The following is a 26,853-nucleotide window of genomic DNA, read 5'->3' as shown; positions in this document are numbered from 1 at the left end:
CGAGCTATAAGATGTAAAAGGATTGATAAAATGCCGCACCGTTATTTTACCACCGAGATCTCTGATGGCACCGCCACCCTACGTGGAGCGGATGCCCACCACCTTGCCCGCGTGATGCGCGCAAGGCTGGGCGATACTGTCATTCTATGCGACGGCAATGCCGTGGAATACACCGCCACCATCACCGGCTTCGGGGATGAGTGCGTAGAATTTTCGGTGGAGCCGGGCTATCCCAGCGCCGCCGAACCCAGCGTGGAAGTCACCCTGCTGGCGGGCTATCCCAAACAGGACAAACTGGAACAGATCATCAAGCACGGCGTGGAGCTGGGCGCAGCCCACATCGTGTCCTTCTTCAGCCGGTACTGCGTGGCGGCCCCCAAAAAAGAGGAACAGAAGAACGAGCGCTACAACCGCATTGCGGTGGAAGCCGCCAAGCAGTGCGGCCGGGGCATTCTGCCGGATGTGGCCCTGCCGCTGGCAAACTTTGGTGCCGTGTGCCGCACCTTTGACCAGTATGACCTTGTACTGTTCTGCTACGAGTGCGGCGGCGCGCCCCTGCGCGACCTGCTGGCCGCAGCAAAGCCCGCCGATGGTGAAAAGCTGAAAATCGCCATCGTGACCGGAGCCGAGGGCGGCTTTGCCGCCGAGGAAGCCGAGATGGCCGCAAAGGCCGGAGCCAGAACGGTGGGCCTTGGCCCCCGCATCCTGCGGTGCGAGACCGCCCCGCTGGCGGTGCTTTCCGCCGTGATGACCCTGACCGGAAATCTGGAATAACATTTACAAAAACAAAGGGGACTGCGATGCAGTCCCCTTTGTTTTTCTATCAGCTTTCCAGCAGAGCCTTTTTAACGTTGAGCAGGTTCTGCGGGCTGACCGAGAAGCTGCGCAGGCCCAGCTGCAAATACTGCACCGTGTTGGCCGGGTTGCCTACGGCAAGGCCGCAGATGGTCACCGGCACATTGCGCACCTTTGCGGCATCCATCACCATAGTGATGAGCTTTTTCATGGCATTGCTGGCCGGACGGTAGTAGTGCTCGGCGCTGGCAAGCTCCCGGTCTGCCGCGTGGGTGTACTGGGTCAGGTCGTTGGTGCCGACCACAAGAAAATCGACCCCGTGCTCTACAAATTCCTCAGCGGTCAGGCAGGCAGCGGGTACGCTGAGCATCACGCCGAACTTTGTATCTTCGTTGAACGCCACGCCGCGCTCCCGCAGGTGCTCGCGGCAGCGCTCCACCACACGCATGGCTGCGTCCCAGTCCTCCACATTCGTCACCATGGGGAACATCACCCGCAGTGGGCCGCGGGCGGCGGCGCGCAGCAGCGCACAGAGCTGCGTCTCGAACTGGTGGGGCTGGCGCAGACTGTTGCGGATGCCCCGCAGGCCAAGCTTGGAAGACTGCAGGCCCTGATAGGCGTCGGAAATGGTGCGGTCTGAGCCAAAGTCGAAGGTGCGCACCGTTACCGGGCAGCCCTTGGCGGCAGCAAGACAGGAGCAGTAGAAGAAATACTGCTCCTGCTCGTCCAGAATGCGGCCCGGCAGCATCATGTAGCCGGTGCGCAGCAGGCCCACGCCCTGTGCGCCGGACTGCATGGCCGTGTCGATGTCCTCCGGCCCAAAGCAGTTGGCCAGCAGTTCAAAGGGATGGCCGTCCTTTGTCCTGTTGGGCAGAGCATACAGCTGCCCCATCTCTTTGTTCTCCCGCTGCAGCTCGCAGATGCGGGTCTCGGCCTGCTGGCGGGCGGCAGCGTCCGGGTCCAGCGTGCACTGGCCCCCGGTGGCGTCCAAAATCACGGTGCGGCCGTCGCAGTCGTCCAGAAAATCCCGGCCCACCTGCACGATGCCCGGGATATTCATTGCCCGGGCAATGATGGCCGCGTGGCTCTGGCCGCTGCCCTCTGCCGTGATGATGCCAAGGATCATGCCGGAGGGCACGCTGAACAGGTCGGTGGGCATCAGCCGCTCTGCCGCAAGGATCACCGGGTGATCCAGCGCCAGCCACATGCGGGGGCGGTTGGTGATGATGTTGATGACCCGGCGGCTTGCGTCGAGGATATCCACACTGCGCAGCTGCATGTAGGGGTTATCCTTCATGTTGGCCAGCTGGTCGGCGTAGCGTTGGCCCACCTGATTCATGGCCGCTGCCGCGCCAATGCCTGCATTGATGCAGAAGCGCACCTCGTTCATCATGCCCTCGTCGTCCAGCATCATGCTCTGGAACTGGAAGATGGCCTGCTCGCTGGGTGCGGCACGGTCTGCCATGGATTCCAGCTCGTCCTGCGCCGTGCGGATGGCATCGGTGAGCAGCTGCAGCTCCCGGGACGGTTTAAAGGGACCCACGGTCGTGGTCTCCACATGGTGCTCCAGACGGCTCACCTGCCCCAGCACAAGGCCGGGAGAAGCGCAGGAACCTTTATACACTTTCATGTTCGGTCACCTCCGGCAAAAGCTCGGCTTCCGGCGTGGTCAGGGTGCGCCAGACCAGCGCCTGCAGAAAGGTATTGGGCAGCAGCGCGGCCAGTGCGGCCCGCGCCGCATCGGCACTGCCCTCAAACAGCGGTGCAAAGCTCTGCATCCGTGCCTGATCGCACTTTGCAAGGAATGCATCGCACAAAGTATGGGTGGTGTAGTAATGGGCCGGGTCCACACCGGCATCTTCCGCAGCGGCTTCCAGCGGGGCAAGGTCGGCATCCTTCATCTTGGCCAGCAGCAGGGCCGCATCCGCCGTCAGGGTGACCGGGTATTTCTCCCGCACGGCCTTTTGCACCCTCTCAAATTTTGCGTGGAACGCAGCAGCGTCCGCGCAGCTCTGGGCATCACAGGAGACAGCATAGGCACACCCCCGCAGATATCCCATAGCGCGGCGGGTATCATAGTAGCCCAGCTCGATGTTGCGGCGGGCGGTGTCGGGGTCAAAGTGCAGGATATCGCCCAGCTCCCAGTAGCTGCGCACCATCACGGTGGGCAGGCCGGTGAGGTTGGGGCGGGTGATGCCCACGCCTTCCAGATCGACGCACACCAGTTCATCCGCGCCCATGCGTTTGGCAAGACCGGTGGGCATGTTGTCGCTGTAGCCGCCATCCAGAAACTTGACCCCGTCGATGTCCCGCGCACGCAGCGCCGGGAAGCAGGCAGCGGAGGCCATCAGGTAGTCCTTGACCTTTCCTGCCGGGATCTCGTCCAGCGTCAGCTCCCGGGACTTTAAGCCCCGCTGCTCCACCGTGACAAGGCCGAAGCGGATGGGAGCCGCGCGCAGGGCATCCTCGTCCAGAACCCGCTCCACGATCTCTTCCAGCGGGGTCACATCCATGCCGCCGGCTTTCACCACGCTGCGCAGGAACTGGTGCAGGGCCGAAAGGTCGGCATCCTCCTCCGGCAGCTCCATCACATCCTTGCTGCGGATGGCCAGCCACATATCGCGGGCCGTCTCGTACTGGTCCAGCACGAACATGGCACCGTTCAGGCTGCCAACGCTGGTGCCGGTAATGATCTGCGGGTGCCAGTCCAGCTCCATCAGCGCGCGCCACACACCCACCTGATAGCTGCCCCTGGCTCCGCCGCCCGCCAGCACCAGAGCTTTGCACGGAGCACTGCGTTCATCCATTGCATCCGCCTCCTTTGATCGTTTCCGGTTTTGTTCAGATTATAGCATATTTCCAGAGAAATTTCTTCCGTTTTTTGTAAATTGATGCCTTTCTCCCGGCAAAGAAACATGGTATACTTGTCAGGATCTCAAAAGGAGGCATTCTCATGCACTGCAAGCAATGGATCTTTGATATGGACGGCACCCTGACCGACAGCATGACCGTGGTGTGGGAGGGTGCCCCCGACGCACTGCTGCGCCGCTATGGCCGCACCCCGCGGGGGGATCTGCGCGCCACACTGCTGAACATGGGAATGCAGGAGGGCGCACAGTATCTGATCCGGGAGTACGGCCTGCCGCTGACCGAGGAAAGCTATTTTTCCGTGATGCGCGAGGTGATCGCCGAATTGTACGAGACCGTGGAGCTGAAACCCGGCGTGCGCACGATGCTGGCAAAGCTGCAGGCCGAGGGCGCACGCATGTGCATCTGCTCCAACACCTGGGCCGAACAGTGCCGCACCGTGCTTACCCGGCTGGGCATCGCGCAGTATTTCTCCTTCATCGTGGAAGCGCAGGGCGTGCTGCACAAAAGCCGCCCGGAGGTGTTCTTTGAGTGCATGAGCCGTCTGGGCGGTGCAGACCCCGCCGCCTGCGCCGTGTGCGAGGATGCCGTATACGCCGCCGCCACCGCCCACAAGGCCGGGTATTACGTCATTGGCATCGCAGACCGCACCTCTGCCGCTGACGAGCCGGAGATGCGCCGCATCTGCAGCCAGTTCGTGCCCCGGTGGGATGTGCTGGACTGGACACGTGTGTAATAAAAAAGGGCCGCAGCGTGCGGTTCTTTTCTTTATCTGATCCTTCTTTGCTCTTGCATTTTGTTCGCAAGAAGAGTATGATATTATAAATAGGACTGCCCCAAGGGGGAAGTGTCCTTATTTGTGAGAATACACTCTGTGATTTTCAATATAAAGGTATAATATCCGTAAAGAGGAGACCTTCCGTCATGAACAACCCACTCGTCAGCATTATCGTGCCTGTGTACAACGTGCAGAATAGTGTTGCCCGCTGTCTGGAGAGCATTTGTGCCCAGACATGGAAGGATATCGAGGTCATTCTGGTCAACGACGGGTCCCGGGACGAAAGCTTTTCCATCTGTGAGCAATTCCGTGAAAAGGACCCCCGCATCGTTCTGGTGGACAAATCCAATTCCGGTGTGTCGGAGACCCGCAACTGCGGCATGTCCCTTGCAAAGGGCAAGTATGTGCAGTTTGTGGACAGCGACGATTATCTCGACCCTGATTTTACCGAGCGGCTGGTGACTGCTGCCGAAGCGAACAACGCCGATCTGGTCATTGCACCTTACTGGATGGTGATTCCCGCCAACTCTTCCAAGGCCACGCAGGCACTGGAAAACCTGCAGGAGAACCTTGGCATCGATGCCGAGAAAAAGCCCGATGATATCCGTGAATACGGCTTCCTGCCCGAGGGCATCTACGACCGCGATACCTTTGCCCTGCGCCTGATGGAGAAGCCCGCATCCTTCTTCTACAGCGTGCTGTGGAACAAGCTCTACCGCCGGGATATTCTGGCAGACCATCATCTGCAGTTCACCAGCGAGGTGCGCTGGGCCGAAGATCTGGTTTTCAATCTGGAATACATTTTGTACGCCAATGTTTTCGTATCCATTTCCAAAGCGGGCTACCACTATGTGCAGAACCCCCAGAGCATCTGCCACACCCAGATCAATCTGGCTTCCATCGTGCAGAACAAACTGCAGGTGTTCCGCTATTACAAGGAGCTGTACACAAAGCTGGGCCTGTACGATCAGGTGCAGCCGCAGCTGTATAAATTCCTGACCGCGTTCTCCGAGAACGCCTATCCCTCCGGTTCTCCCCAGAAGATCATCATGGACATGGCCAACCGCTGGGGCTTTGGTGTTCTGGATGCTTCCGACAAGGAAAAGAAACACAAAACCGAACCCGATGCCTGATCTCCGGGCACGAAAAAAAGAGCCGTGAAAGCGGCTCTTTTTTTGTTTACCATTTTACCGGTCGATCCAGCTGCGGAAGGCTTCGCGCACTGCACCCTCCCGTCCGCGCGGGATGGGGATGCGCGCACCGCTGCACATCTGCAGCTCGCCCGCCGTCAGCAGCTGTGCCGCCGCCAGATTGACCACATAGGAGCGGTGCGGCTGCAAAAAACGCCCGTCTTCCAGCAGCGGCTTTGCTACCTCGGCAAAGGACACCCGCAGCGAAAGGGACACCACATCCTCGCCGCTGAGCAGATGGAAGTGCACCACATGGTGGGTGCACTCCAGATATTCGATCTGCGCATAGGCCAGCGCCCGCATGCCTTCGGCGGTGGCAACGGTCATTGCCGGGCCGTACTCCGGCTCGGTGGCGCGGGCAAGCAGGGCCGAAAGCTCCTGCTGGTGTACCGGCAGAAGCAGATACTGCATGGCATCCACCCGGAAAGCGCTGTAGGCGTGGGCCGGTGTGCGGGCCGCAAAGGCCAGCGGAGCCCTGCGGCCCCGGCGGCGCAGCTCCGCAGCCGCCGAAAGCCCTGCCGGGGCCGCTACAGCGCCCAGCTCGATGAGATACAGGTCAAACCGTTCTCCCTCGGTGTCCCGGCGCAGCAGCGCATCTGCATCCGGCAGCTGCTGCACGATGCACGCATCCTGCCGCCGGGCAAAATATTCCATGCACTGGCGTTCCAGCCCGCTGCGCAAGGCCGCGTCCGGGCTGCATACCGCAATGTGAAATACCATTTCACATCCTCCTTTCTGCCAGCCGCCCGCCTTGATTTTTGCGCAGGGCTGGAGTATGATAAATAAAACTTTGCTGCATCGAAAAAAGAAAAAACGGAGGGACCCGCCATGCCGCAGCCGCTTGTCAGCGTTATCGTGCCCGCCTATAACGCGGCGGGCTTCATCTCCCGCTGTGTGGAGAGCATCACATCCCAGAGCTACCCGGAGCTTGAGATCCTTCTGCTGAACGACGGCTCCACCGACGACACCCTTGCTGTCTGCCGGAAGCTTGCTGCCGCCGACAGCCGCATCCGTGTGGTGGACAAGCCCAACACCGGCGCAGCAGACACCCGCAGCTGCGGCCTTGCCCTTGCCCACGGCGAATACATCCAGTTTGCGGACAGCGACGATCACCTGCTGCCGGGCTGCACCGCAAACCTGGTGGCTGCTATGCAGCGCAGCCATGCCGACCTTGTGCTGGCTCCCTACCGGATGATGGTGCCCCGCAAGGATGGCGGCTATGACACCCGGGAGTACAGCCTGCTGCCCGCCGGGGTGTACAACAAGGTGGATTACCTGTGGCAGCTCACCGGCAATGCCGCTGCCTTTTACTACGGCGTGCTCTGGAACAAGCTCTACCGCCGGGATCTCATCCAGATGGCGCACATCCGGTTCGAGCATGTGGTATACGCCGAGGACCAGCTGTTCAACACCCGGTATCTGCAGGTGGCACAGCGGTTTGCCGCCATCAACGAAGCCGCCTACTGCTACATCCAGAACCCGCAGAGCGTATGCCATACGCAGGTGAGCGCGGCGGACATGCTGCGCCACCGCAGCCGGATGTACCACACCTACAAGGAAATGTGTATCCAGCTGGGCGTGTACGATAAATTCCGCCTGCGGCTGCACGGCATCTATCTGAGCCTGTTTGAAAGCCCTCTGCCCAACGGCCCGGTGCAGAAGCTTTCCGACGCATTTGCCCGCACCCACAGCCGCATCTGAGAAAAGGAGAACCTATGGAATTTCCCCTTGTAAGCATCATCGTGCCCATGTACAACACTGCCGGGTGCATTGCCCGCTGTGTCAAAAGCATTTGCGCCCAGACTTATAAGAGCATTGAGATCCTGCTGCTAAACGATGGCTCCACCGACGACACCCTTGCCGTTTGCCGCGCCCTTGCCGCCAGCGACCACCGCATTGCACTGGTGGATAAAACCAACACCGGCGCAGCGGATACCCGCAATCAGGGCATTGCGCTGGCCCACGGCAAATACATCCAGTTTGTGGACAGCGACGACTGGCTGGCCCCCGATTTTACGGAAAAGCTGGTCTCCTCCGCCGAGGCCCACACCGCCGATCTTGTGATCGCGCCCTTCTGGATGGTGTACCCGGAAAACTATGTGGAGCGCATCCGCCCATGGGAAAAGGCGCTGCAGCATGTGCTCCAGCGCAATCCGCCCCGCACCCGGGCCTATGGCTATCTGCCTGCCGGGGTGTACACCGGACAGGAGTACGCAAAGCATCTGATCCAGAAGCCGAACACCTTCTACTATGGCAGCCCCTGCAACAAACTCTACCGCCGTGACCTCCTGCGGAAGCACAGCCTCCATTTCCGCAAAGAATTGTTTGCGGAGGATCAGCTGTTCAACACCGAATATCTGCGCTATGTGCGCACCGCCGTTTCCATCCCGGACATCGGCTATTACTACCTGCAGAACAGCCAGAGCGTCTCCCACTCCAGAGTGACCACCGCCGACATCCTTTCGCTGCGGCGGCGGGTGATGCTCCTGTACCGGGACATCTACACCGAACTTGGCATCTACCCGGAAACGCGGGCGGCCATCCTGCGTTCGCCCTTTGGCGAAAACGAGTTCACTCTTCCGCCGCTGGACACCCCACAGACGCACTGCTGCAAGCTGTGACCCTATAAAAAGCACCCGGCTGCCGCCGAGAGCCGCTCTGGCTCCTGCACGGCTCCGGGTGTTTTTTGTGCTTTCTCAGCAGCCGATGGCGGCACACTTCTCCGCCAGCCAGCTGCGTTCTTCGTCGTTCAGGTGCGGTGCCAGCTTTGCAAACACCTGACGGTGGTAATCGTTCAGCCATGCGATCTCGTCCTTATCCAGCACACCGGGCAGGATGGGAGAGGTGGCAATGGGTACGAACATCAGCGGTTCAAAACCAAGGAAGGTACCGTACTGGTTATCGGCCCTGTGCACGCACACCAGCTCGTTCTCGATGCGGATGCCCACGAGGTCGGTCTCGTAAACGCCCGGCTCGTCGGTGACCACCATGCCGGGGCGCATCAGGGTGGTGTTGCGGCCGTTCAGGGCGTGGGGGCCTTCGTGCACGTTGCCCACAAAGCTGACGCTGTGACCGGTGCCGCAGCGGTAGTTGATGAGGTGCCGCCACAGCGGTTCCCGGGCAATGGTGTCGATCATCTTACACTCGCAGTAATCCAGCCAGACGGCCTTGGCAAGGTCGATGTGGCTCTGCAGAGTCCATGTGTAGAAGCGCTTTTCATCCTCGGTCAGCGGGCCAAGCGGGTAGGTGCGGGTGATGTCGGTGGTGCCGTCCATGTAGGTGGCACCGCTGTCCACCAGCAGAAAGCCCTTCTTTTCCAGCACAGCGTGATCTTCCGGGGTGGCGTGGTAGTGCATCATGGCTGCGTTGCCGCCGTAGGCCGCAATGGTGCCAAAGCTTTCCACAAGGAATTTATCGTCCGCACTGCGGTACTTGTGCAGAATTTCATCCACCGTCAGCTCGGTCAGGGTCTCACCGGCAGCAAGGCGGCTTTCCAGCTCGATCTGGAACCGCACCATGGCCACAGCGTCCCGGATATGGGCCTGCTTTGTGTGGGCAAGCTCCGTTTCGTTCTTCACGCCCTTCATCATCAGCAGCGGGTCGGTGCCGTCCTTCACGGTGAGGGCAGGGTTTTGCTCCAGCACCTGATACACGGCGTAGTTCACCGTGGCGCACTCGGCCAGCACGGTCTGGGGTTCCGTCTCAGCAGCGAGGAACTTCAGCACATCGTCGTACTCCGCCAGCGTGATGCCGTTGGCTTCCAGCTCTGCCTTTGCCTCCGGGGTGACGCGGGCCGTGTTGATGAAGAGTACCGCGCGGCTGGGGGTCACATAGCAGTAGGCCATGGCATAGGGAGTGCACTCAATGTCCATGGCGCGCAGGTTCAAAAGCCATGCCAGATGATCCAGCTTGCCCACAAACTGAGCGGTACAGCCCAGCTCCTTGAGCTTGCTGCGCAGCTGATCCAGCTTTTCCGCCGGGGAGAAGCCCGCATATTCCTTCGGCAGGATCCACGCTGGGGTATCCGGCAGGGCAGGGCGGCCCTCCGTCCACAGCTCGTCCTCAAGGTTCAGGGTCTTGATGGAAGCACCCTTCTTTTCCAGTGCCTTTTTCAGGTCGTTCACGAGGGCCGTGCTGGCGGTCAGGCCGCACAGGCCCAGTGCTTCGCCCTCATTCAGGGCATTTGCGCAGTATTCCTCCACGGTGGGCACGCCGGGTTCCCCCATGCGCTGCAGCTTGATCTCGGTACCCGCAATTTCCTTCTCGGCCTGCACAAAATAACGGCCGTCGGCCCACAGGGCGCTCTCGGTGCGGGTGACCACGAAGTTGGAGTTCTCGCCGTGGAACCCGGAGAACCAGGTCAGGCTGGTGTAATGGCAGGGCAGGTATTCGCTGGCGTGGGGATCACCCACAGGGATCAGATAAACGGCCACGCCGTTTGCAGCCATGGCGGCACGCAGCGCGGCAAGGCGCTCGGGAACGGTATTCATGCTCATATGATTTGCTTCCTTTTCTCTCACCGGAAAGCCCGGCAGCGGTGCATTTCTGTTTGGCCTTATTGTATCATTCCGGGAAAAAGATTGCAATGCAGGGGCGGGACGGTTTGGAATGCGCTCTGCGGGTAGCATCCTCGCCCTCTCAGTCACCTGCGGTGACAGCTCTCCCAAAGGGAGAGCCCTTGGCATGGCGGTATCGTTTCCGGTTGAACTGCAAAGTGTGCGGTTTCGCCAGAGCCTCTCCCTTTGGGAGAGGTGGCATTGCGTCAGCAATGACGGAGAGGGCGAGCCCGCTGCCCTGCGAAGCCGCACCCCTTCCGTCATCGCCTGCGTCAAAGCCGTGTCTGAGGGGGCAAACTGCCAATTTGCAAAAAAAGTTACAATTTTTTCTTGAAAAAGGCGGTTTTCCCATTGACAGCCTTGTTATAATAGGAGTGTAAGTTTTTTGAGCCAGCACTCTGCGGCTCTGTGTGCTATTCAAAGAAAGAGGCAATTGAATCATGACCAAAATCGATATTTTCTCCGGCTTCCTTGGTGCCGGTAAAACTACCCTGATCAAAAAGCTCATCAAAGAGGCCTTTGCCGGCCAGCAGGTGGTGCTGATCGAGAACGAGTTCGGCGAGATCGGCATTGACGGCGGCTTTTTGAAGGAAAGCGGCATCCAGATCAACGAGCTGAACGCCGGCTGCATCTGCTGCTCTCTGGTGGGCGACTTCCGCACCGCCCTGCAGCAGGTGGTGGAGCAGTACCATCCTGACCGCATCGTCATCGAGCCCTCCGGCGTGGGCAAGCTCTCCGATGTGACCCGCGCTGTGGAAGGCGTGGCCGAGCATCTGGATGTGCAGCTGAACAGCTTTGTCACCGTGGCCGATGTGAACAAGGTGAAGATGTATATGAAGAACTTCGGCGAGTTCTACGACGACCAGATCAGCCACGCAAGCTGCATCCTGCTCAGCCGCACCCAGACCGCCAGCGAAGAGAAGATCGCCGCTGCGGTCGCCATGCTGCGCGAGAAGAACCCCACCGCTACCATCGTGACCACCGCATGGGACGAGCTGACCGGTGAGCAGATCCTGAAGGCCATGTCCACCAAGGACGACTTCAAGGCAGAGCTGATCGCCATGGCTGCAAAGGCCAATGAGAAGCACGCCCACGAGGACGAGGAAGAAGAGCACCACCACCATCATCACCACGATGACGAGAACGGTGTGTGCAGCTGCGGCCATCATCACGACCACGATGATGATGACGACGAGGACGAACATCACCACGATCACGATGAAGATGATGACCACGATGAGCATGAGCATGAGCACCATCATCACCACGATCATGACGACCACTGCTGCTGCGGCCATCATCACGACCACGATGATGACGATGATGAGGACGAGCACGAGCATCATCACGACCATGACGGCCACTGCTGCTGCGGCCATCACCATCATCATGACCACGATGCCGACGAGGTGTTCACCAGCTGGGGCGTTGAGACGGCCCGCAAGTTCACCAAGGCAGAAGTGGAGCACGCCCTCACCGAGCTGGATACCGGCAATTACGGCATGATCCTGCGCAGCAAGGGCATCGTGAACGGCGGCGCAGACGGCTGGCTGGAGTTCGACTATGTGCCCGGCGAATGGGAAGTGCGTGCCCGCGGTGCAGATGTGGGCGGCAAGCTGGTCGTGATCGGCTCCAAGCTGAACGAAAAGGCCATTGCAGAGCTGTTCGGCTGCTGAGCTCCTTCAGTCAAACCCTAACGGGTTTGCCAGCTCCCTCAGAGAGGGAGCCTGATTGGATAATGATTTTTTAAGGAGAAACCATTCCTATGGCAAAAGAAATCCCGGTCTACCTGTTTGTGGGCTTTCTGGAAAGCGGCAAGACCAAATTCATTCAGGAGACCTTTGAAGACCCCAACTTTGACTCCGGCGACAAGACCCTGCTGTTGATCTGCGAAGAGGGCGAAGAAGAGTACAACGAGAAGAAGTTCGCCTTTCCCGGTGTGACCGTCAAGGTGCTGGAGGACAAGGCCGAGCTGAACCCGCAGAATCTGCTCAAGCTGGAAAAGGAATCCGGCGCAGGCCGTGTGGTCATTGAGTACAACGGCATGTGGCTGCTGCAGGATCTGGCCGAGGCTCTGCCCGAAAGCTGGATCGTGTACCAGTGCATCGCCACCGCCGACGGCACCACCGCCCTGACCTACGCCCGCGACAACTCCATGCGCAGCCTGCTGCTGGACAAGATCGCCCGCAGTGAGCTGATCGTGTTCAACCGCGCTGAGGCCGTGAACAACGATGCCGCCCGTCAGGAGCTGCACAAGCTGGTGCGTCAGGCTTCCCGCAAGTGCGATATCGCTTACGAGTTTGCCGACGGCAGCGTGGCCTATGACGACATCCCCGACCCGCTGCCCTTTGATATCAACGCGGATATCATCGACATTCCGGATGACGATTTCGGCATCTGGTACATGGACTGTCAGGACGAGCCCCAGAAGTATACCGGAAAAACGGTCAAATTCCTTGCACAGGTGTGTCAGACCAACCGTGCCGGCAAGAACAGCTTCGTGCCGGGCCGTTTCGCCATGACCTGCTGTGTGCAGGACATCCAGTTCGTTGGCTTTCCCTGCAGCTACGATGGCTACAAGGCGCTGGAGCAGCGCGCATGGGTGCGGGTGACCGCAAAGGTAGGCTACAAGTTCCACAACATCTACCGCGGCAAAGGCCCGGTGCTCACCGCCATTTCGGTGGAGCCTGCCGAAAAGCCGCTGAACGATGTGGTAACATTCTCTTGATCTGATCTTTCAAGGAGGTCCCGGCATGAAAACACTGTTTCGTATCCTTGGCACGGCCGCTGCTGTGGCCGTTACCGGTGCTGCCATTGTGGCACTGGACAAGATCCTGAACCAGAAAGACCCGCTCCATGTGGAGGAAGTAGAGTTCCCGGAGGACGCCGAGCAGAACGCTGAGGAAGCCGCCAAGACTGCCGAAGCCTACGCCGAAGCGGAAACCAAAGCCTCCGATGCTGCCAACGAAAAGGCTGCAGAAGAAGCTGCGCCGGAAGCTCCTGCCGAAGAAGCGGCAGCTGCTGCCCAGCCCGCCGAAGAAGCCTCTGCCCCGGCGGCACCCGCAGAGGGCGGCGAGAAGCCGGTGTTCGCCCCGGAAGCTCCCAACCCGAACCCTGTGGAAGCAGGCCCCGCCGTTGCTCCCAAAGACGAGAGCGGAAAATTCGATCCCACCAAGATCGCCGAAGCCAGCGACTTTGGCGACTGGGAAGAACAGGGCTGCAAAGGATAACCTATGACCCAAAAAGGGACGATGTGATGTTCACATCGCCCCTTTTTTGTTATTCTCCTCTTGCCAGCTGCTGCAGCTTTTTCCTGTCCAGCACTTGCACGCCGCCCCGGAACAGCCGCACCCAGCCCTCCTGCGCAAAGTATTTCAGCATCCGGCTCACCACCTCGCGGGCAGACCCCATGTATTTTGCCATCTGGTCGTGGGTCATGCGTACCTCATCACCGCCGGTCTTGGCCAGCTCATCGGTAAGAAAAATGGCAAGCCTGCGGTCTGCGCTCATGAACAGCACCTGCTGCATGGTCCACATGCTGTCGGAAAAGCGCTCCGCCGTCATCTGGTAGGCGTAGCAGCGCACATGCACGTTCTGCTGCATCAGCCTGCGGAAAACGCCCGCGCTGATGCAGTAGGCCTCGGTGTCCTCTTCGGCATCAATATACAGGTCGATGTTCACCGAGTCCATCACGCAGGATGCCGACAGGATGCACACCTCCCCGCCGAACAGGCGGTAGAGCGTCACGTCCCGCCCGTCCTCCGAGAGCAGGTAGGCCCGCAGCTGGCCCGAGCGCAGCAGCAGGATGCCCACGCAGCTTTCCAGCGGGCTGTGCACCCGAGCGCCCTTTGCGTAGTGCACCGGACGGGTATAGCGGCAGAGCATGTCCTGTTCGTCGGGTGTCAGGTCGTTCCAGAAGGGAAAACCTTTGGCCAGACAATCGCGGTGTTCCTTTGTTGTTTCCGACATTGCTTTTCATCCTTTCCGCAGGGCCTTAGCGGCTTCAGTGCCCGCCTGCGCGCCCTCATACACGGCCTTTGCCATCTGCAGAAGGCCCCCGGTGCAGTCGCCCGCCGCATACAGGCCGGGCACGGTGGTCTGCATTTTTTCGTCCACCACGATGCGGTTCCCGTCCACCTCTGCGCCGATTTTCCTGGCCAGTGCGGTGCTGCCCGCTACGCCCAGTGCCACAAATACACCGCTGACAGGCAGCTGCACACCGCCAGACAGCTGCACGCCGGTGACAACGGTTTCGCCCAGAACAGTCTCCACGGCCTGCGGATAGACTGTGACCTCCGGCGGGAAGTCCGCCGTCAGCGGTGCGCCGTTGGTCAGCAGGGTGACGCTGTGCACCACCGGCAGCAGAGCCTGCACCTCGTGCAGGGCGTACTCGCCGCTGCCCAGCACCGCCACATCCTTTCCACGGTAGAAAAAGGCATCGCAGGCGGCACAATAGCTCACGCCGTGCCCCTCCAGCCCGGCAAGGCCCGGAATGCGCGGCACCGCCCGGGATGCGCCCGTGGCAAGGATCACAGCGTCCGCCGGGTAATTTTTATCCACTGTTTCTACGGTGAGTTTATCCGTATAGGTCAGGCCCACGGCTTCGGCTGTGACGAATCTCACACCAAGGCGCTTTGCATTCTCGATGCTGCGGCGTTCCAGCTCCGCCCCGGAAACGGGCTGGGCAAAGCCGTAGTAGTTTTCAATTTTTTCGGCGCGGTCCAGCGCACCGGGGCCTTTGGTGAGCACCGTGGTATCCACACCGGCGCGGACAGCGTACAGCGCGGCGGATACGCCCGCCGGGCCGGAACCGATGATGACAATATTGGGCATAACATTCTCCTTTTATCATTTTCTTTAGTATACACCAAATTCCCCCAAACTTCTATGACCGGGTCGCAAAAATTGCGCTTTGCGGCGGCTGGCCGCTTTTCAAGCGGAAAAGAGTATGTTATACTGTTTCAGTTATCTGAATTTTCTGCCACGGAGGCTTATTTTATGACCAAGCAACGTCTCCTTTTCATCACCACCGGCGGCACCATTGCCAGCGTACGCACTCAGCAGGGGTTAAAGCCCGTGCTTACCAGCGAGGAGCTGCTTGCCCATCTGCCGGAATTGAAAGAACTGTGCTGCCCGGAAACGCTGGCGCTGTGCAGCATTGACAGCACCGACCTCGGGCAGGAGCACTGGCTCATGATGGCACGCGCTATCCAGGAAAACTACGCTTTATACGATGGTTTTATCATCTGCCACGGCACGGATACGCTGGCCTACTCTGCGGCGGCGCTCTCCTACCTGATTCAGAACGCGGATAAGCCCATCATCCTCACCGGCGCACAGCAGCCCATCTCCAACGAGATCACGGATGCCAAGAAAAATCTGCGGGACAGCGTGGTCTGCGCCATCGACCCGGGCAGCCGGGGCGTAATGGTGGTGTTTGGCGGGCACGTCATTGCGGGCACTCGTGCCAAGAAGAACAAGACCATCAGCTACGATGCCTTTGCCTCAGTCAACTTCCCGGAGCTGGCGCTGGTGCAGGGTGACCGGCTGGTGCGGTACATTTCCTCGCCGTGGCCCACCGGCCCGGTGGAGTTCAGCCGTGTGCTGGACCCGAAGGTGTTCCTGCTCAAGCTGACCCCGGGCATGTCCCCGGCGCTCATCCCGGAGATCTTCCGCCTGTACGACTGCGTCATCGTGGAAAGCTTCGGCGTGGGCGGCATTCCGCAGCAGCTGATGGATGCCTTTGCCGAAGGCCTGGGCGACTACGAGACCACCCATAAGGTGCTCATCATGACCACGCAGGTCACCTACGAGGGCAGCGACGTGGGCGTTTACGAGGTGGGCAAGCGGGTGAAGAACCGCTTCCGTTTTCTGGAAGCCCACGATATGACCATCGAGGCCGTAGTGACCAAAAGCATGTGGCTGCTGGCGCAGAACTGCGAAAGCTTTGACCAGCTGCAGCAGCGGTTCTACCGTCAGGTGAACTTTGACACCTTCTATCACTGAGGATAAAGCCGCCGGGCAGGCCAGTGCTTGCCCGGCGGTTTTGCCTGTGCACCCTTGCGCCGGGAGGGCTGCGGTGTTACACTAGACAAAAAGGGAGGCGCATCTTACTGTGTGGTTCGTGTTTGCACTGGGCAGTGCCGTGTTTGCGGCCCTTACCTCCATCCTGGCCAAGATCGGCATCCAGGGGGTCAACTCCACCCTGGCCACCGCCATCCGCACGGTGGTGGTGCTGGTCATGAGCTGGGGCATGGTGTTCCTCACCGGGACCCAGGGCGGCGTGGGGGATATCTCTCGCCACAGCTGGCTGTTTTTGATCCTTTCCGGCCTGGCCACCGGGGCCAGCTGGCTGTGCTATTACCACGCTTTGCAGATCGGGGCCGCCTCCAAGGTGGTTCCGGTGGACAAGCTCAGCGTGGTGATCACCCTGGCTTTGGCCTTTGTGATCCTGAAGGAACCCTTTACCGCCAAAAATCTGGTGGGCTGTGCCCTGATCACCGCCGGCACCCTGTTTATGGTGCTGTAAAGCCGCCCTACCAAAAATGCGCCCGGGATACTCCCGGGCGCATTTTTTATTCCGACAGCCGCTGCCGGGTCTTGTTCATCAGGTCCAGCTCCGGCATCAGCTCATCGCTGATGATGGTGAGCATCTGCTCCAGCTTGTCCACGTCCTCTTCCGGGAAGCGCTTGCGCACCCGCTCGATCACGGTGCTCAGATAGGAATAGCTGATGTTGTAGTAGTCGATATACTTCTGGGTGGGGCGCAGGTGGTACTCACGCCGGTCGGTGGTGGACTGGATCTTTTCCACATAGCCCTTCTTCACCAGACTGCCGATCTTATACGCCGCGTTGGGGGTGGAGATCTGCATCATGCGGGAAAACTCCGCAATGGTGGGTTCGCCCATAGCCATGATGCCCTCCATGCAGAAGGACTCCACCGTGGTCAGCGTGGCTTCGCGGGTGGCAAAACGCTGAAAAACATTCTGGTAGAAATGCAGCTTGAATTTGGTGTATACGTCCTGAAATGCCTGTTCCAGCATAGGTCGTGTGCCTCCGATAGTTCATTTTATTTAAAAATACCACGTTTTGGCCGCGGCGCAAAGCGAAACAGCTGAAATTTTGGCAGGAATTTATTTTGCTGCCTTTTTGTTCGTGCGCACACGGATCACGCTGAGCACCACCAGCTCTACGGCAATGGCAACGGCCAGCAGGATCAGCGAGGTGAACAGGCTGCCGTTGGCACCCAGAAAAGCCTGTGCAATGCCTGTGATGACATAGCACACTGCCGCGCAGGAAGCCGCCGTAATGGCGTAGGGCAGCTGGGTGGACACATGGTTCACATGGCTGCAGTGGGCACCGGCGGATGCCATGATGGTGGTGTCCGAGATGGGGGAGCAGTGGTCGCCGCAGACGGCACCGGACAGGCAGGCTGCAATGGAAATGACCAGCATCTCGCCCTCCGGGAAGGCATGGCACACGATGGGGATGAGGATGGAGAAGGTGCCCCAGCTCGTGCCGGTGGCAAAGGCAAGGAACACCGCCACAAGGAAGATGATGACCGGCAGCATGTACTGCAGCGCTGCAGCAGAGCCACTCAGCAGGTTGGCAACGTAATATTTTGCGCCCAGCAGGCCGGTCATGCCGGACAGGGTCCATGCGAGGGAGAGGATCAGCATGGGGCTGACCATGGCCTTGAAGCCCTCGGGAATGCAGGCGGCAAAGTCTTGAAAGGTCATCACATTGCGCACGCGGTAGAACACAAAGGTGAACAGCAGGGCAATGCTGCTGCCCAGCACCAGACCTGCAGAAGCGTTGCAGTCCGCAAAGGCGGTAACGAAGTCCACGCCCTCAAAGAAGCCGCCGGTGTAGATCATGCCGAAGATGCAGGCCGCGATCAGCACCAGCACCGGGGCGATCAGGTCTGCAACATGGCCGCAGGTATCGGTGCCATCGTCCACATCGTTGCCGTAGGGACGGTCGGCGGTGGTAAACAGGTCGCCGTTTCTGGCGTTGTCCTCGTTGAGCTTCATGGAGCCAAAGTCCGTGCCGGTGAAGATGAGGAACAGGCTCATCACGATGGTGAGCAGGGCATAGTAGTTATAAGGAATGGTGCGCAGGAACATGGTAAAGCCATTGATGCCGGAGCCTTCGGGCACGCTGGAAGTGACCGCAGCTGCCCAGCTGGACACGGGTGCAATGATGCACACGGGTGCTGCGGTGGCATCGATCAGGTAGGCCAGCTTTGCGCGGGACACCTTCTGCCGGTCGGTGACCGGGCGCATGACAGAGCCCACGGTCAGGCAGTTGAAGTAGTCGTCCACAAAGATCATCACGCCCAGCAGCAGGGTGGCAAACTGCGCACCGGCCCGGGAGTGGATGTGGGTGGAGGCCCAGCGGCCAAAGGCGGCAGAGCCGCCGGCCTTGTTCATCAGGGCCACAAGGATGCCCAGCATGACAAGGAACACCAAAATGCCCACGTTGCTGCTGTCCGAGAGCTTGGCGACCATGCCGCCGTCTTCGTTGAAGAACAGGGTGTTGATGGCCAGCTCCAGATTGCCGTTGGCATACAGCAGTGCACCGGATGCGATGCCCACCAGCAGGGAGGTGTACACCTCCTTGGTGTTCAGCGCCAGCACAATGGCGATCACCGGCGGCAGCAGCGAAAAGATGGTGCTGTACACCGCACAGGTATAGGTGGACGGGTCCGCGATCTTGCCGGGCGTTGCCGCTGTGCACCACAGCAGCAGGGCAAACACCAGCAGAGCTGCGAACCATGAAAGGTTCTTATTTTTCATAACGGATTCCTCTTTTTTCAAATTTCCGGGGATGCATACCCCTCTTTGCGCAGGAAAAACTATCCCCATCGAATGCAAAGGGAGGTGTGCGCCGCGCCGGACTATAAAGCGATGTATTTTGAGCTGTTCCGGGCCAGCGTGCAGGCCACCCAGCTCTTGCAGGACGCGCAGAAGCGTGCCGAGCAGCACCTGCTGGAAGCTGACCCGCCGCCGATACGATTGGAGCAAACAGAGCAAGCGGATGAAGAATAGTTTTCTTCGGTCAGCGTCCTCGCCCTCTCAGTCTCGCATACGCTCGACAGATTCCCCCTTTTGCCGCTTATGCGGCATCCGTTCCTCTCTTTGTCACCTACGGTGACATTTCTCCCCGGCCGGGGAGAATCTGTCCCGGCCGGGGGAAGTCTTTCCTCAAAGTGGGAGCCTTTGGCAGTACGGTAAAGTTCCCAGTTTTGCCAAGGGCTCTCCCCTTGGGAGAGCTGGCACCGAAGGTGACTGAGAGGGCGAGCCCGTTTGCCTTTTAGCCCTTCTTTGCCTCCGCCTTGGCGGCGAACTTTGCGTCGTTCACCACAAAGCGCTCGTGGGTGCCGCCGCCTACAGGGCCTTTTTCGTCGTGCAGGGCCACCTTGAAGGTGAGCTTGCGGCCTTCCACAGCCACCAGCTCGCTCTCGCAGATAACGGTCATGCCCACAGGGGTGGGGGCAGTGTGCTCCAGCTCAAGCTTTGTGCCCACCGAGCCGCTGCCCTCGTCCAGCGCATCGGCCACGCTCATCCAGCAGGTCTTTTCCGCCAGCGCCACCAGTGCCGGGGTGGCAAACACCTCCAGCGTGCCGCTGCCCATGGTCTTTGCGGTATTGGCTGCGGTGACGAGCACGCTCTGTTCCCCGCGGATACCGGTTTCCAATGTCATATACTTTCCTCTCCTTTTGCGCGCCGTATGGCGCATTTTATTTTTGAACACCTTTATAAGATACCACATTTTGCACCAGAACGCACCCTATTTTGCACTTTTTTGTGAATTTCTCTTTTTCTTTTTGCGCAAACGGGCTGCCAAGTCCTCTCTCTTTGGGAGAGGTGGCACCGAAGGTGACGGAAAAGGCGAGGACACTGACCATGCGGCGACCTCTTTTTTGTTTTCGCCTTCCCTCCAATCCGCATCCTTATTGCGATTCAAAAACGCAAATTTTCTGCGTTTTAAGGCAAATTTCATCAATTTAGAGCAGACGCTGAAAATCTTTAAAAAAGCCTTGACAAGGAGCATTCCGCGTGCTACTATGAACACATGAACAAGCGTTCATGTGAATCCACAACGAAGGGAGATGTCAACATGGCGGAAATAAAGGAAGCAATGCCCGCGCCGCAGCCGGAAGCCTTGGATATGCCGGACGACGAGGTGCTGTACGAGCTGGCCGACCTGTTCCGGGTGTTCGGCGACTCCACCCGCATCAAGATCCTGTATGCACTGCACGACAACGAGCTGTGCGTGCAGGACATTGCAAACGCCGTGCAGCTGAGCCAGTCGGCGGTGAGCCATCAGCTGCGGGTGCTCAAGGATTCCAAGCTCGTGCGGTTCCGGCGCGAGGGCAAAACCGTTTACTACGCACTGGACGATGACCATGTGCGCAGCATCCTCTCCATGGGGATGGATCATATCGAAGAATAACGAAAGGCTGGTATTACTTATGAAGAAGAGCTACAAGATCGAAGTGGACTGCGCAAACTGCGCTCAGAAGATGGAAGACGCTGCCAACACCGTTGCAGGCGTGGCAAGTGCTACCGTCAGCTTTATGACCCAGAAGATGAAGGTGGAGTTCTCTGAAGGTGCAGACCCCCACGACACTATGGTGAACGTTCTGGCCGCCTGCAAGAAGGTGGAGGACGACTGCGAGATCTTTGACATCTGATGCGCGTCAGGTTGCTGCACACGATCAACAGCCTCGCCCTCTCCGTCACCTACGGTGACACACTCCCCCTTTTGTCGCTACGCGACATCTTCCCCCGGCCGGGGGAAGTCTTTCCTCAAAGGGAGAGGCCTTGGCAAAGAGATGAAGTTTGCGTGGACTGCCAAGGGCTCTCCCTTTGGGAGAGCTGGCAAATCCAAAGGATTTGACTGAGAGGGCGAGCCCGCTAAAGAAAAAAGCATCTGCAGCAAGAATTCGTAGATTTTCTGAGAGCTCAAACGAATGTGCAGATGCTTTTTTCTTTGTGTGCGATTGTGTTGTGCAATAACTTTTTCTGTTGAAAAATCAGACAGTTTTCAACAGTTTCCACTCAGTTTTCAACACCATTTGCGGAAAAGGCGTAAAATAAACGTGGAAAAGCGCTTTTACGCCTGAAAAACTGTGTGGAAAACACGGGTAAAACCGTGGAATATCCATTTTTATGGGGAAAAATTGTTGAAATCCCCGCCCGCCGCAGCGTGATGCGGCCCATGGATCCCACAAAAGGAGAGTTTTGTATGAACAAAAAGCAGAAAAAGAACCTGCAGCGCATCATCATTGCGCTGATTTTGGTGCTCATCCTCAAGCTTTTGCCCCAGTTCCCCACGCCGGTGGAGCTGGTACTGTACTGCATCCCGTATCTGGTGGTCGGCTGGGACGTGCTGCGCAAGGCACTGCTTGGCATCAAGAACCGTCAGCCCTTTGACGAGTGCTTTCTGATGGCCGTTGCCACTGTGGGTGCATTTGCACTGGGCGACTACGTGGAGGGCTGTGCCGTTATCATCTTCTACCAGATCGGCGAGCTGTTCCAGAGCGTGGCCGTGGGCAAGAGCCGGCAGAGCATTTCCAGCCTGATGGACATCCGCCCGGACTACGCCAACATTGAGGGTGAGGACGGCAGGCTGGAGCAGGTGGACCCGGACGATGTGGAGATCGGCACCGTGATCGTGGTCCAGCCCGGTGAGCGCGTGCCCATCGACGGCGTGATCGTGGAGGGCGCTTCTGCCCTGAACACCGCCGCCCTGACCGGCGAGAGCCTGCCCCGCGATGTGCAGACCGGCGACGAGGTCATCAGCGGCTGCGTGAACATGACCGGCCTGCTGAAGGTAAAGACCACCAAGGAATTCGGCGAATCCACCGTTTCCAAAATTCTCGATCTGGTGGAAAATTCCAGCATGAAGAAAGCCCGCGCCGAGAACTTCATCACCCGTTTTGCCCGCGTGTACACCCCCGCCGTGTGCTATGGCGCACTGGCTCTGGCCTTTATCCCGCCCATCGTGCTGCTGTTCATGGGCCAGCCCGCCCGCTTTGGCGACTGGGTCTACCGTGCCCTGACCTTCCTTGTTATCAGCTGCCCCTGCGCACTGGTCATCAGCATTCCCCTGAGCTTCTTCGGCGGCATCGGCGGTGCATCTGCCTGCGGCATTCTGGTCAAGGGTTCCACCTATCTGGAAGAGCTGGCCCGCACCGGCATCGTTGTGTTCGACAAGACCGGCACCCTGACCCAGGGCACCTTTAAAGTGACCGGCATCCACCCCGCAGAGGGCACCAGCGAGGAGCAGCTGGTGGAAGCTGCCGCGCTGGCCGAGAGCTGGTCCAAGCACCCCATCTCCCTCAGCATCAAGGCCGCTTACGGCAGGGAGATCGATCCGAACCGTGTCACCGATGTGCAGGAGCTTGGCGGCCACGGCGTGACCGCCAAGGTGGACGGCAGGACCGTTGCTGCCGGCAACGCCCGCCTGATGGAAAAGCTGGGCCTGAAGGCTCCCGCCGTCAGCGAGACCGGCACCATCGTGCATGTGGCCATCGAGGGCATGTACGCCGGTTATCTGCTGATCGCCGATGTGGTAAAGCCCCACAGTGCACAGGCCATCCGGGGCCTGAAGGATGCCGGTGTGCGCAAGACCGTGATGCTGACCGGCGATGCCGAGCCGGTTGCAAAGGCCGTTTCCGCAGAGCTTGGGCTGGATGAATACCATGCGGGCCTGCTGCCGGGCGACAAGGTAGACCAGATCGAAACGCTGCTCGCCGCAAAGCGGCCCAAAGAGAACCTTGCCTTTGTGGGCGACGGCATCAACGATGCCCCGGTGCTGTCCCGTGCCGATGTGGGCATTGCAATGGGCGCTCTTGGCTCTGACGCTGCCATTGAGGCCGCTGACGTGGTGCTGATGGACGACGACCCCGCCAAGATCGCACTGGCCATGCGCATTGCCCGCCGCACATTACGCATCGTGTACCAGAACATCGTGTTTGCACTGGCCATCAAGTTTGCCTGCCTTGTGCTGGGCGCGATCGGCATGGCCAGCATGTGGACCGCCATCTTTGCCGATGTGGGCGTGATGGTGCTGGCTGTGCTCAACGCCACCCGTGCCCTGTACACCAAGGATCTGGCGAAAAAGAATGAACCGTAAAAAACAGTGCCGGACAGCCTGAAAACTGTCCGGCACTGTTTTTATATATGAGGTGCATACAGGCGTTCTATTTCATGCACAAGCTCCGGTTCTTTTTCGATATCAAATTTTCTGGCAAACATGCAGGGCGATGCTTTCAGCTGTTCCAGATCAGCGTATTTCCAGACCCACGGATTGCCTCTGTCCCAATCGATGGCACGGGCACTGGTATCACCCGGCCCCTGATAGATCTTATCCTGATACGGCGACTGCACGATCAGTGTCTGCACAAAGAACTCGTCCGAGCAAAAGGTCTTGTCCAGCACCTGCAGGATCCACTCTTCTTTTGTCAGCAGATACCGTGCAAAGCCATCCGTGCAGCTGAACCATTGACTGCCCTTTGTGAAGTGAACGTCCTGATTGCGCTTTATTCTCAGCAGCTTCTGGCCCGACAGCAGGATTCCATTGATCACGCCGAGCACCGGATGGCGGCGCAGATCGATATTCTGGAAAAAGTGCCGGTAATAAACGCGCTCATCATTGAACGGGCTGAATGGGTGCGGGTCGAAATGAACAAATTCCCTGTCCGGGTTTGCCTCAAAGAATGCGCGGATATCTTCCGGTGGCTGAATCGGCAGATCCGCACCGGAGATCAGGTGGTAATGTTGGTATGGGCCGTGATCTACCGCTGCCTTGAGCAATACAAACTCTGCCTTTACTAAAGTAATACTACCCCAAACAGCGCTCGTTCTTTGTGCGTGAAAAACCTTGGCATATTTTACATATCGTTCAACGGTTTCTGGCTGGTAGTTTTCATTCTTGCTGTCCATATGGATGAAAATATCATTCCACGGTGCATCCAGCATCCGAAGCAAAGTCCAAAACATCTCATTGCACTGATGTGCCATAAGCATGTACGCCTGTTTTTCACTTGTTTCCATCGTTTTCTCCTCTTACTTCTGCACCGCATTTTCATTTTATTATAACAGAATCCTCTTTGAAAACAATCCTACCACCCCTTTTTTACAGCACAAAGCCGCCGCATTCCCTTGCAGAGGGAGAGCGGCGGCTTTGTTTGGGTATGGAGAAAATGGAGGAGGTCTCAAAGTTCATCCGCGGAATGCGGCGGTATACACCGCCACCACCTCGTCGCGGGTGGGGGTGATCTGGTTGGTAGACATGCAGGTGTCGTGCAGCGCAAGCTCTGCCAGCGCGGCAAAATCGGTGGGGTCCACCTTGTTCAGCTGCGCAAGGTTTGCGGGGATGCCCACCCCTGCACTGAGCTGACGGACGAACTGGATCACTGCCGGTGCGGCGGTGTCCGGGGTAAAAGTGCCCTGCAGGCCCATGGCAGCGGCAATGGTCATGAACCGCTCCCGACACACCGGGCTGCGGCTGTTGAAGGCCAGCACGTAGGGCAGCAGCACCGCATTGCACACACCGTGGGGCAGGTTGTAGTGTCCTCCCAGCGCGTGTGCCATCGCATGCACCATGCCAAGGCCCGCGTTGGAGAAAGCCATGCCTGCCACATTTTCGGCGTAGGCCATCATGGTGCGGGCGGCTTCATCCTGACCGTTGGCAACGGCCCGGGGCAGGTTCTGCACGATTGCCTGCATGGCCCAGTAGGCATCCTTGTCCGTGAGCGGGTTGGCGTTTTTGGAAAGCGCCGCCTCGATGGCGTGGGTCAGCGCGTCCATGCCGGTGGCTGCGGTGAGCTTGGGCGGCATGGAGGACATGAAGTCGGTGTCGTTCACCGCGATGCCGACCATGCAGTTGGGGTCCACCATGGCCATTTTACTGTGGCGGACAGGGTCGGTGACGATGTAGAAGGAGGTGCACTCGCTGCCGGTACCGGCGGTGGTGTTCACCGCCACGATGGGCAGGCCGGGCTTGGAGGACTTGTTCTCGCCCTCGTACTGCTCCACGGTACCGCCGCAGGCCACCACGATGCTGGCTGCCTTAGCGGTATCGATGGCGCTGCCGCCGCCCAGAGCCACCAGCAGCTGCACCTGCAGGGTGCGGGCTGCGGCAATGCAGTCGTTCACCACCTGTACGGTGGGGTTGGGCTGCACATTGTAGTACACGGCGTACTCCACACCGGCATCGGACAGTACCTGACCGACCCGGGCAGCGGCACCGGAATCATAGAGAAAGCGGTCTGTCACCAGCAAAGCACGGCGGATGCCCATCTTCTGAAGCTCCGGTCCCAGAAGACGGATGGCACCCTTGCCAAAAAAGCTGGTCTTGACGGCGTTGATGCGTTCTGCCATGTGTTCACCCTCCGCTTACTGTGCCTGACCGCAGACGATCTGCACCGGGTCCCAAATGGAACAGGACGAGGAGGAATAGACGAAATCCACCTGACCCAGTGCTTCCACGGTCATGCCGGCGCGGATGGCAACGGCAATGGCGTTGATGCGGGCCGAAACATTCTTTTCTCCCCATGCCTGCGCACCCAGCACCTGACGGGTATTGGCCTCATACACCAGCTTGATGGTGATGCGGTGGGGATTCGGGCAGATGCCCGGACGGTCGGTGCCGGTGGCCATTGCACTCTTGACCCGCAGACCGGCCTTGCGGGCCTCGGTCTCGGTCAGGCCGGTGCGGGCGATCTCCAGATCCGCCACCTTCAGGCTGCTGGTGCGCAGAGAGCCGTCGCGGCAGGCCGCGCAGTCGCCCACGGCATAGATATTGGGCACACTGGTGGCAAGGTCGGCACCAATCAGCACAGCGCCATTGGGTGCCAGCTGCGCCCCGGTACCGGCCAGCAGGCCGGTGTTGGGGGTAACGCCGATGGCTACCACGCAAAGGTCACAGGGGTAGGTGCCGCGGTTGGTCTGCACCTGCTCCACGAAGGTGCGGCCCGGGAAGGAGCGCACCTGCTCGCCCAGATTGAACTGCACGCCCTGCGCTTCCAGCTCCTTCTGGATCAGCTTGCTCACCTCAGGGTCAAACTGGGGCAAAAGCTGCTGCTCTTTTTCAATGATACGCACATTGCGGCCCAGCTTGAGGAAGGACTTTGCGATCTCCAAACCGGCCCAGCTGCCGCCCAGGATCACGATGTCCCGCACATAGGGGGTGCGGACGAACTCCTTGAGGAAGATCAGATCTTCCACGGTCTTGAGGGTCTGCACGCCCACGCGGTCACTGCCGGGCACCTGCGGCACACGGTTGGAAGAACCGGTGGCCAGCACCAGCTTGTCGTAGTGGTCTTCAAACACGCGTCCGGTGGCAAGATCACATACCGTCACCTTGCGGGCGGCTGCGTCGATGCCGCGCACCTCATGGCGCAGATGTGCGGTAATGCCCTGCGCGTTCAGCTCAGTCTCCTTGGCCTGAATGGCCTTGTTCAGGCTGTCCAGATCCTCGCACAGGTAATGGGGCAGGCCGCCGGTGCCGCAGGAGTAGAAGCCGCCTTTTTCGTAGACGGTGATCTGCGCTCCGCGCTGGGCGGCGGCAAGTCTGGCGGCGGCCGAAACCCCGGCGGCAATGCTGCCGATGATAATAATTTTCATTGTTTAAGCCTCACGATCCCGCCGGG

The 26,853-nt window shown here is 59.3% G+C and carries 27 protein-coding genes; 14 read left to right on the top strand and 13 right to left on the bottom strand.

Annotated features, from left to right (window positions below):
- Positions 1-30: 30 nt before the first annotated feature.
- A complete protein-coding gene (locus tag DWV57_RS03605; protein WP_120019983.1) occupies positions 31-774 on the top strand; it encodes an RsmE family RNA methyltransferase in 744 nt (247 codons plus the stop codon).
- A 49-nt stretch (positions 775-823) separates the two neighbouring features.
- On the opposite strand, the gene DWV57_RS03600 is transcribed toward DWV57_RS03605, so the two are convergent.
- Both DWV57_RS03600 and DWV57_RS03595 read right to left on the bottom strand, forming a co-directional pair.
- The gene (locus DWV57_RS03600; protein WP_120019982.1) at positions 824-2,425 is read right to left on the bottom strand and encodes a putative PEP-binding protein; all 1,602 of its coding nucleotides are present in this window, start codon (positions 2,423-2,425) and stop codon (positions 824-826) included.
- Positions 2,412-3,602 (bottom strand): patatin-like phospholipase family protein, encoded by a 1,191-nt coding sequence (locus DWV57_RS03595; RefSeq protein ID WP_120019981.1) that lies wholly within the window; start codon positions 3,600-3,602, stop codon positions 2,412-2,414. Before DWV57_RS03595 ends, DWV57_RS03600 begins: the two co-directional genes overlap by 14 nt.
- Positions 3,603-3,748: 146 nt before the next feature.
- Between DWV57_RS03595 and DWV57_RS03590 the strand changes: the two genes are divergently transcribed.
- Together DWV57_RS03590 and DWV57_RS03585 are read left to right on the top strand one after the other, a co-directional pair.
- Positions 3,749-4,399, top strand: coding sequence for an HAD family phosphatase (locus DWV57_RS03590; protein WP_120019980.1), 651 nt, complete (start codon positions 3,749-3,751; stop codon positions 4,397-4,399).
- 188 nt (positions 4,400-4,587) lie between these two features.
- Positions 4,588-5,574, top strand: coding sequence for a glycosyltransferase (locus tag DWV57_RS03585; protein ID WP_097776892.1), 987 nt, complete (start codon positions 4,588-4,590; stop codon positions 5,572-5,574).
- A gap of 54 nt (positions 5,575-5,628) precedes the next feature.
- Here DWV57_RS03585 and DWV57_RS03580 read toward each other — a convergent pair whose 3' ends face one another.
- The gene (locus DWV57_RS03580; protein WP_118527571.1) at positions 5,629-6,351 is read right to left on the bottom strand and encodes a LytTR family transcriptional regulator DNA-binding domain-containing protein; all 723 of its coding nucleotides are present in this window, start codon (positions 6,349-6,351) and stop codon (positions 5,629-5,631) included.
- 108 nt (positions 6,352-6,459) lie between these two features.
- Here DWV57_RS03580 and DWV57_RS03575 point away from each other — a divergent pair, with 108 nt between their 5' ends.
- A complete protein-coding gene (locus DWV57_RS03575) occupies positions 6,460-7,332 on the top strand; it encodes a glycosyltransferase (RefSeq protein WP_097776890.1) in 873 nt (290 codons plus the stop codon).
- 14 nt (positions 7,333-7,346) lie between these two features.
- Positions 7,347-8,252: a glycosyltransferase family 2 protein gene (locus tag DWV57_RS03570; protein WP_120019979.1), complete on the top strand. Its 906-nt coding sequence runs from the start codon at positions 7,347-7,349 to the stop codon at positions 8,250-8,252.
- Positions 8,253-8,327: 75 nt separating this feature from the next.
- Here the strand turns inward: DWV57_RS03570 and DWV57_RS03565 are convergent, their stop codons facing one another.
- Positions 8,328-10,127 (bottom strand): aminopeptidase P family protein, encoded by a 1,800-nt coding sequence (locus tag DWV57_RS03565; protein WP_120019978.1) that lies wholly within the window; start codon positions 10,125-10,127, stop codon positions 8,328-8,330.
- Positions 10,128-10,627: 500 nt separating this feature from the next.
- Between DWV57_RS03565 and DWV57_RS03555 the strand changes: the two genes are divergently transcribed.
- From DWV57_RS03555 to DWV57_RS03545, 3 genes are all read left to right on the top strand, one after another.
- On the top strand, positions 10,628-11,863 hold the full coding sequence (locus DWV57_RS03555; RefSeq protein WP_120019976.1) for a CobW family GTP-binding protein: 1,236 nt from the start codon (positions 10,628-10,630) through the stop codon (positions 11,861-11,863).
- Between the two features lie 89 nt (positions 11,864-11,952).
- The gene (locus DWV57_RS03550; protein WP_097774543.1) at positions 11,953-12,915 is read left to right on the top strand and encodes a GTP-binding protein; all 963 of its coding nucleotides are present in this window, start codon (positions 11,953-11,955) and stop codon (positions 12,913-12,915) included.
- Positions 12,916-12,940: 25 nt separating this feature from the next.
- On the top strand, positions 12,941-13,417 hold the full coding sequence (locus tag DWV57_RS03545; RefSeq protein ID WP_120019975.1) for a hypothetical protein: 477 nt from the start codon (positions 12,941-12,943) through the stop codon (positions 13,415-13,417).
- 49 nt (positions 13,418-13,466) lie between these two features.
- Here DWV57_RS03545 and DWV57_RS03540 read toward each other — a convergent pair whose 3' ends face one another.
- Both DWV57_RS03540 and DWV57_RS03535 read right to left on the bottom strand, forming a co-directional pair.
- The gene (locus DWV57_RS03540) at positions 13,467-14,156 is read right to left on the bottom strand and encodes a Crp/Fnr family transcriptional regulator (protein WP_005943776.1); all 690 of its coding nucleotides are present in this window, start codon (positions 14,154-14,156) and stop codon (positions 13,467-13,469) included.
- Positions 14,157-14,162: 6 nt separating this feature from the next.
- Positions 14,163-15,020 carry an NAD(P)/FAD-dependent oxidoreductase gene (locus DWV57_RS03535; RefSeq protein ID WP_120019974.1) on the bottom strand — a complete coding sequence of 286 codons (858 nt, stop codon included), beginning with the start codon at positions 15,018-15,020 and terminating at the stop codon, positions 14,163-14,165.
- 165 nt (positions 15,021-15,185) lie between these two features.
- Between DWV57_RS03535 and DWV57_RS03530 the strand changes: the two genes are divergently transcribed.
- Both DWV57_RS03530 and DWV57_RS03525 read left to right on the top strand, forming a co-directional pair.
- Positions 15,186-16,193, top strand: a complete 1,008-nt coding sequence (locus tag DWV57_RS03530) for an asparaginase (protein ID WP_120019973.1) — start codon at positions 15,186-15,188, stop codon at positions 16,191-16,193.
- A gap of 109 nt (positions 16,194-16,302) precedes the next feature.
- Positions 16,303-16,716 (top strand): EamA family transporter, encoded by a 414-nt coding sequence (locus DWV57_RS03525; protein ID WP_097776883.1) that lies wholly within the window; start codon positions 16,303-16,305, stop codon positions 16,714-16,716.
- Positions 16,717-16,762: 46 nt separating this feature from the next.
- Here DWV57_RS03525 and DWV57_RS03520 read toward each other — a convergent pair whose 3' ends face one another.
- Both DWV57_RS03520 and DWV57_RS03515 read right to left on the bottom strand, forming a co-directional pair.
- Entirely contained in the window at positions 16,763-17,230 is a 468-nt protein-coding gene (locus DWV57_RS03520; RefSeq protein ID WP_097776882.1) for a MarR family transcriptional regulator, read from the bottom strand.
- A 90-nt stretch (positions 17,231-17,320) separates the two neighbouring features.
- The gene (locus DWV57_RS03515; RefSeq protein WP_120019972.1) at positions 17,321-18,985 is read right to left on the bottom strand and encodes a Na+/H+ antiporter NhaC family protein; all 1,665 of its coding nucleotides are present in this window, start codon (positions 18,983-18,985) and stop codon (positions 17,321-17,323) included.
- A 45-nt stretch (positions 18,986-19,030) separates the two neighbouring features.
- On the opposite strand from DWV57_RS03515, the gene DWV57_RS03510 reads away from it, so the two are divergent.
- Complete coding sequence (locus DWV57_RS03510; protein WP_133303632.1) at positions 19,031-19,237, top strand: hypothetical protein; 207 nt, start codon at positions 19,031-19,033, stop codon at positions 19,235-19,237.
- A 265-nt stretch (positions 19,238-19,502) separates the two neighbouring features.
- Here DWV57_RS03510 and DWV57_RS03505 read toward each other — a convergent pair whose 3' ends face one another.
- Positions 19,503-19,892 carry a hotdog domain-containing protein gene (locus DWV57_RS03505; RefSeq protein WP_120019970.1) on the bottom strand — a complete coding sequence of 130 codons (390 nt, stop codon included), beginning with the start codon at positions 19,890-19,892 and terminating at the stop codon, positions 19,503-19,505.
- A gap of 37 nt (positions 19,893-19,929) precedes the next feature.
- Complete coding sequence (locus DWV57_RS14420) at positions 19,930-20,097, bottom strand: hypothetical protein (RefSeq protein WP_165853653.1); 168 nt, start codon at positions 20,095-20,097, stop codon at positions 19,930-19,932.
- A 212-nt stretch (positions 20,098-20,309) separates the two neighbouring features.
- Here DWV57_RS14420 and DWV57_RS03500 point away from each other — a divergent pair, with 212 nt between their 5' ends.
- The 3 genes from DWV57_RS03500 (at position 20,310) to DWV57_RS03485 (ending at position 23,333) form a co-directional block, all read left to right on the top strand.
- Positions 20,310-20,645 carry a metalloregulator ArsR/SmtB family transcription factor gene (locus DWV57_RS03500; RefSeq protein ID WP_044953513.1) on the top strand — a complete coding sequence of 112 codons (336 nt, stop codon included), beginning with the start codon at positions 20,310-20,312 and terminating at the stop codon, positions 20,643-20,645.
- A gap of 19 nt (positions 20,646-20,664) precedes the next feature.
- Positions 20,665-20,886, top strand: coding sequence for a cation transporter (locus DWV57_RS03495; RefSeq protein WP_097774536.1), 222 nt, complete (start codon positions 20,665-20,667; stop codon positions 20,884-20,886).
- Positions 20,887-21,440: 554 nt separating this feature from the next.
- Positions 21,441-23,333: a heavy metal translocating P-type ATPase gene (locus tag DWV57_RS03485; protein ID WP_120019968.1), complete on the top strand. Its 1,893-nt coding sequence runs from the start codon at positions 21,441-21,443 to the stop codon at positions 23,331-23,333.
- A 41-nt stretch (positions 23,334-23,374) separates the two neighbouring features.
- Here DWV57_RS03485 and DWV57_RS03480 read toward each other — a convergent pair whose 3' ends face one another.
- The 3 genes from DWV57_RS03480 to DWV57_RS03470 all read right to left on the bottom strand — a co-directional run bounded on the left by DWV57_RS03480 (position 23,375) and on the right by DWV57_RS03470 (position 26,827).
- Positions 23,375-24,253 (bottom strand): beta-1,6-N-acetylglucosaminyltransferase, encoded by an 879-nt coding sequence (locus tag DWV57_RS03480; RefSeq protein WP_120019967.1) that lies wholly within the window; start codon positions 24,251-24,253, stop codon positions 23,375-23,377.
- A 168-nt stretch (positions 24,254-24,421) separates the two neighbouring features.
- Complete coding sequence (locus DWV57_RS03475; RefSeq protein ID WP_120019966.1) at positions 24,422-25,582, bottom strand: iron-containing alcohol dehydrogenase; 1,161 nt, start codon at positions 25,580-25,582, stop codon at positions 24,422-24,424.
- A gap of 15 nt (positions 25,583-25,597) precedes the next feature.
- Positions 25,598-26,827 (bottom strand): FAD-dependent oxidoreductase, encoded by a 1,230-nt coding sequence (locus tag DWV57_RS03470; RefSeq protein WP_005939599.1) that lies wholly within the window; start codon positions 26,825-26,827, stop codon positions 25,598-25,600.
- Between the last annotated feature and the right edge of the window lie 26 nt (positions 26,828-26,853).

The organism is Faecalibacterium sp. AF10-46 (genome assembly GCF_003604105.1).
Lineage (GTDB): Bacteria > Bacillota > Clostridia > Oscillospirales > Ruminococcaceae > Faecalibacterium > Faecalibacterium taiwanense.
This window is presented reverse-complemented; position numbering and strand designations above follow the sequence as displayed.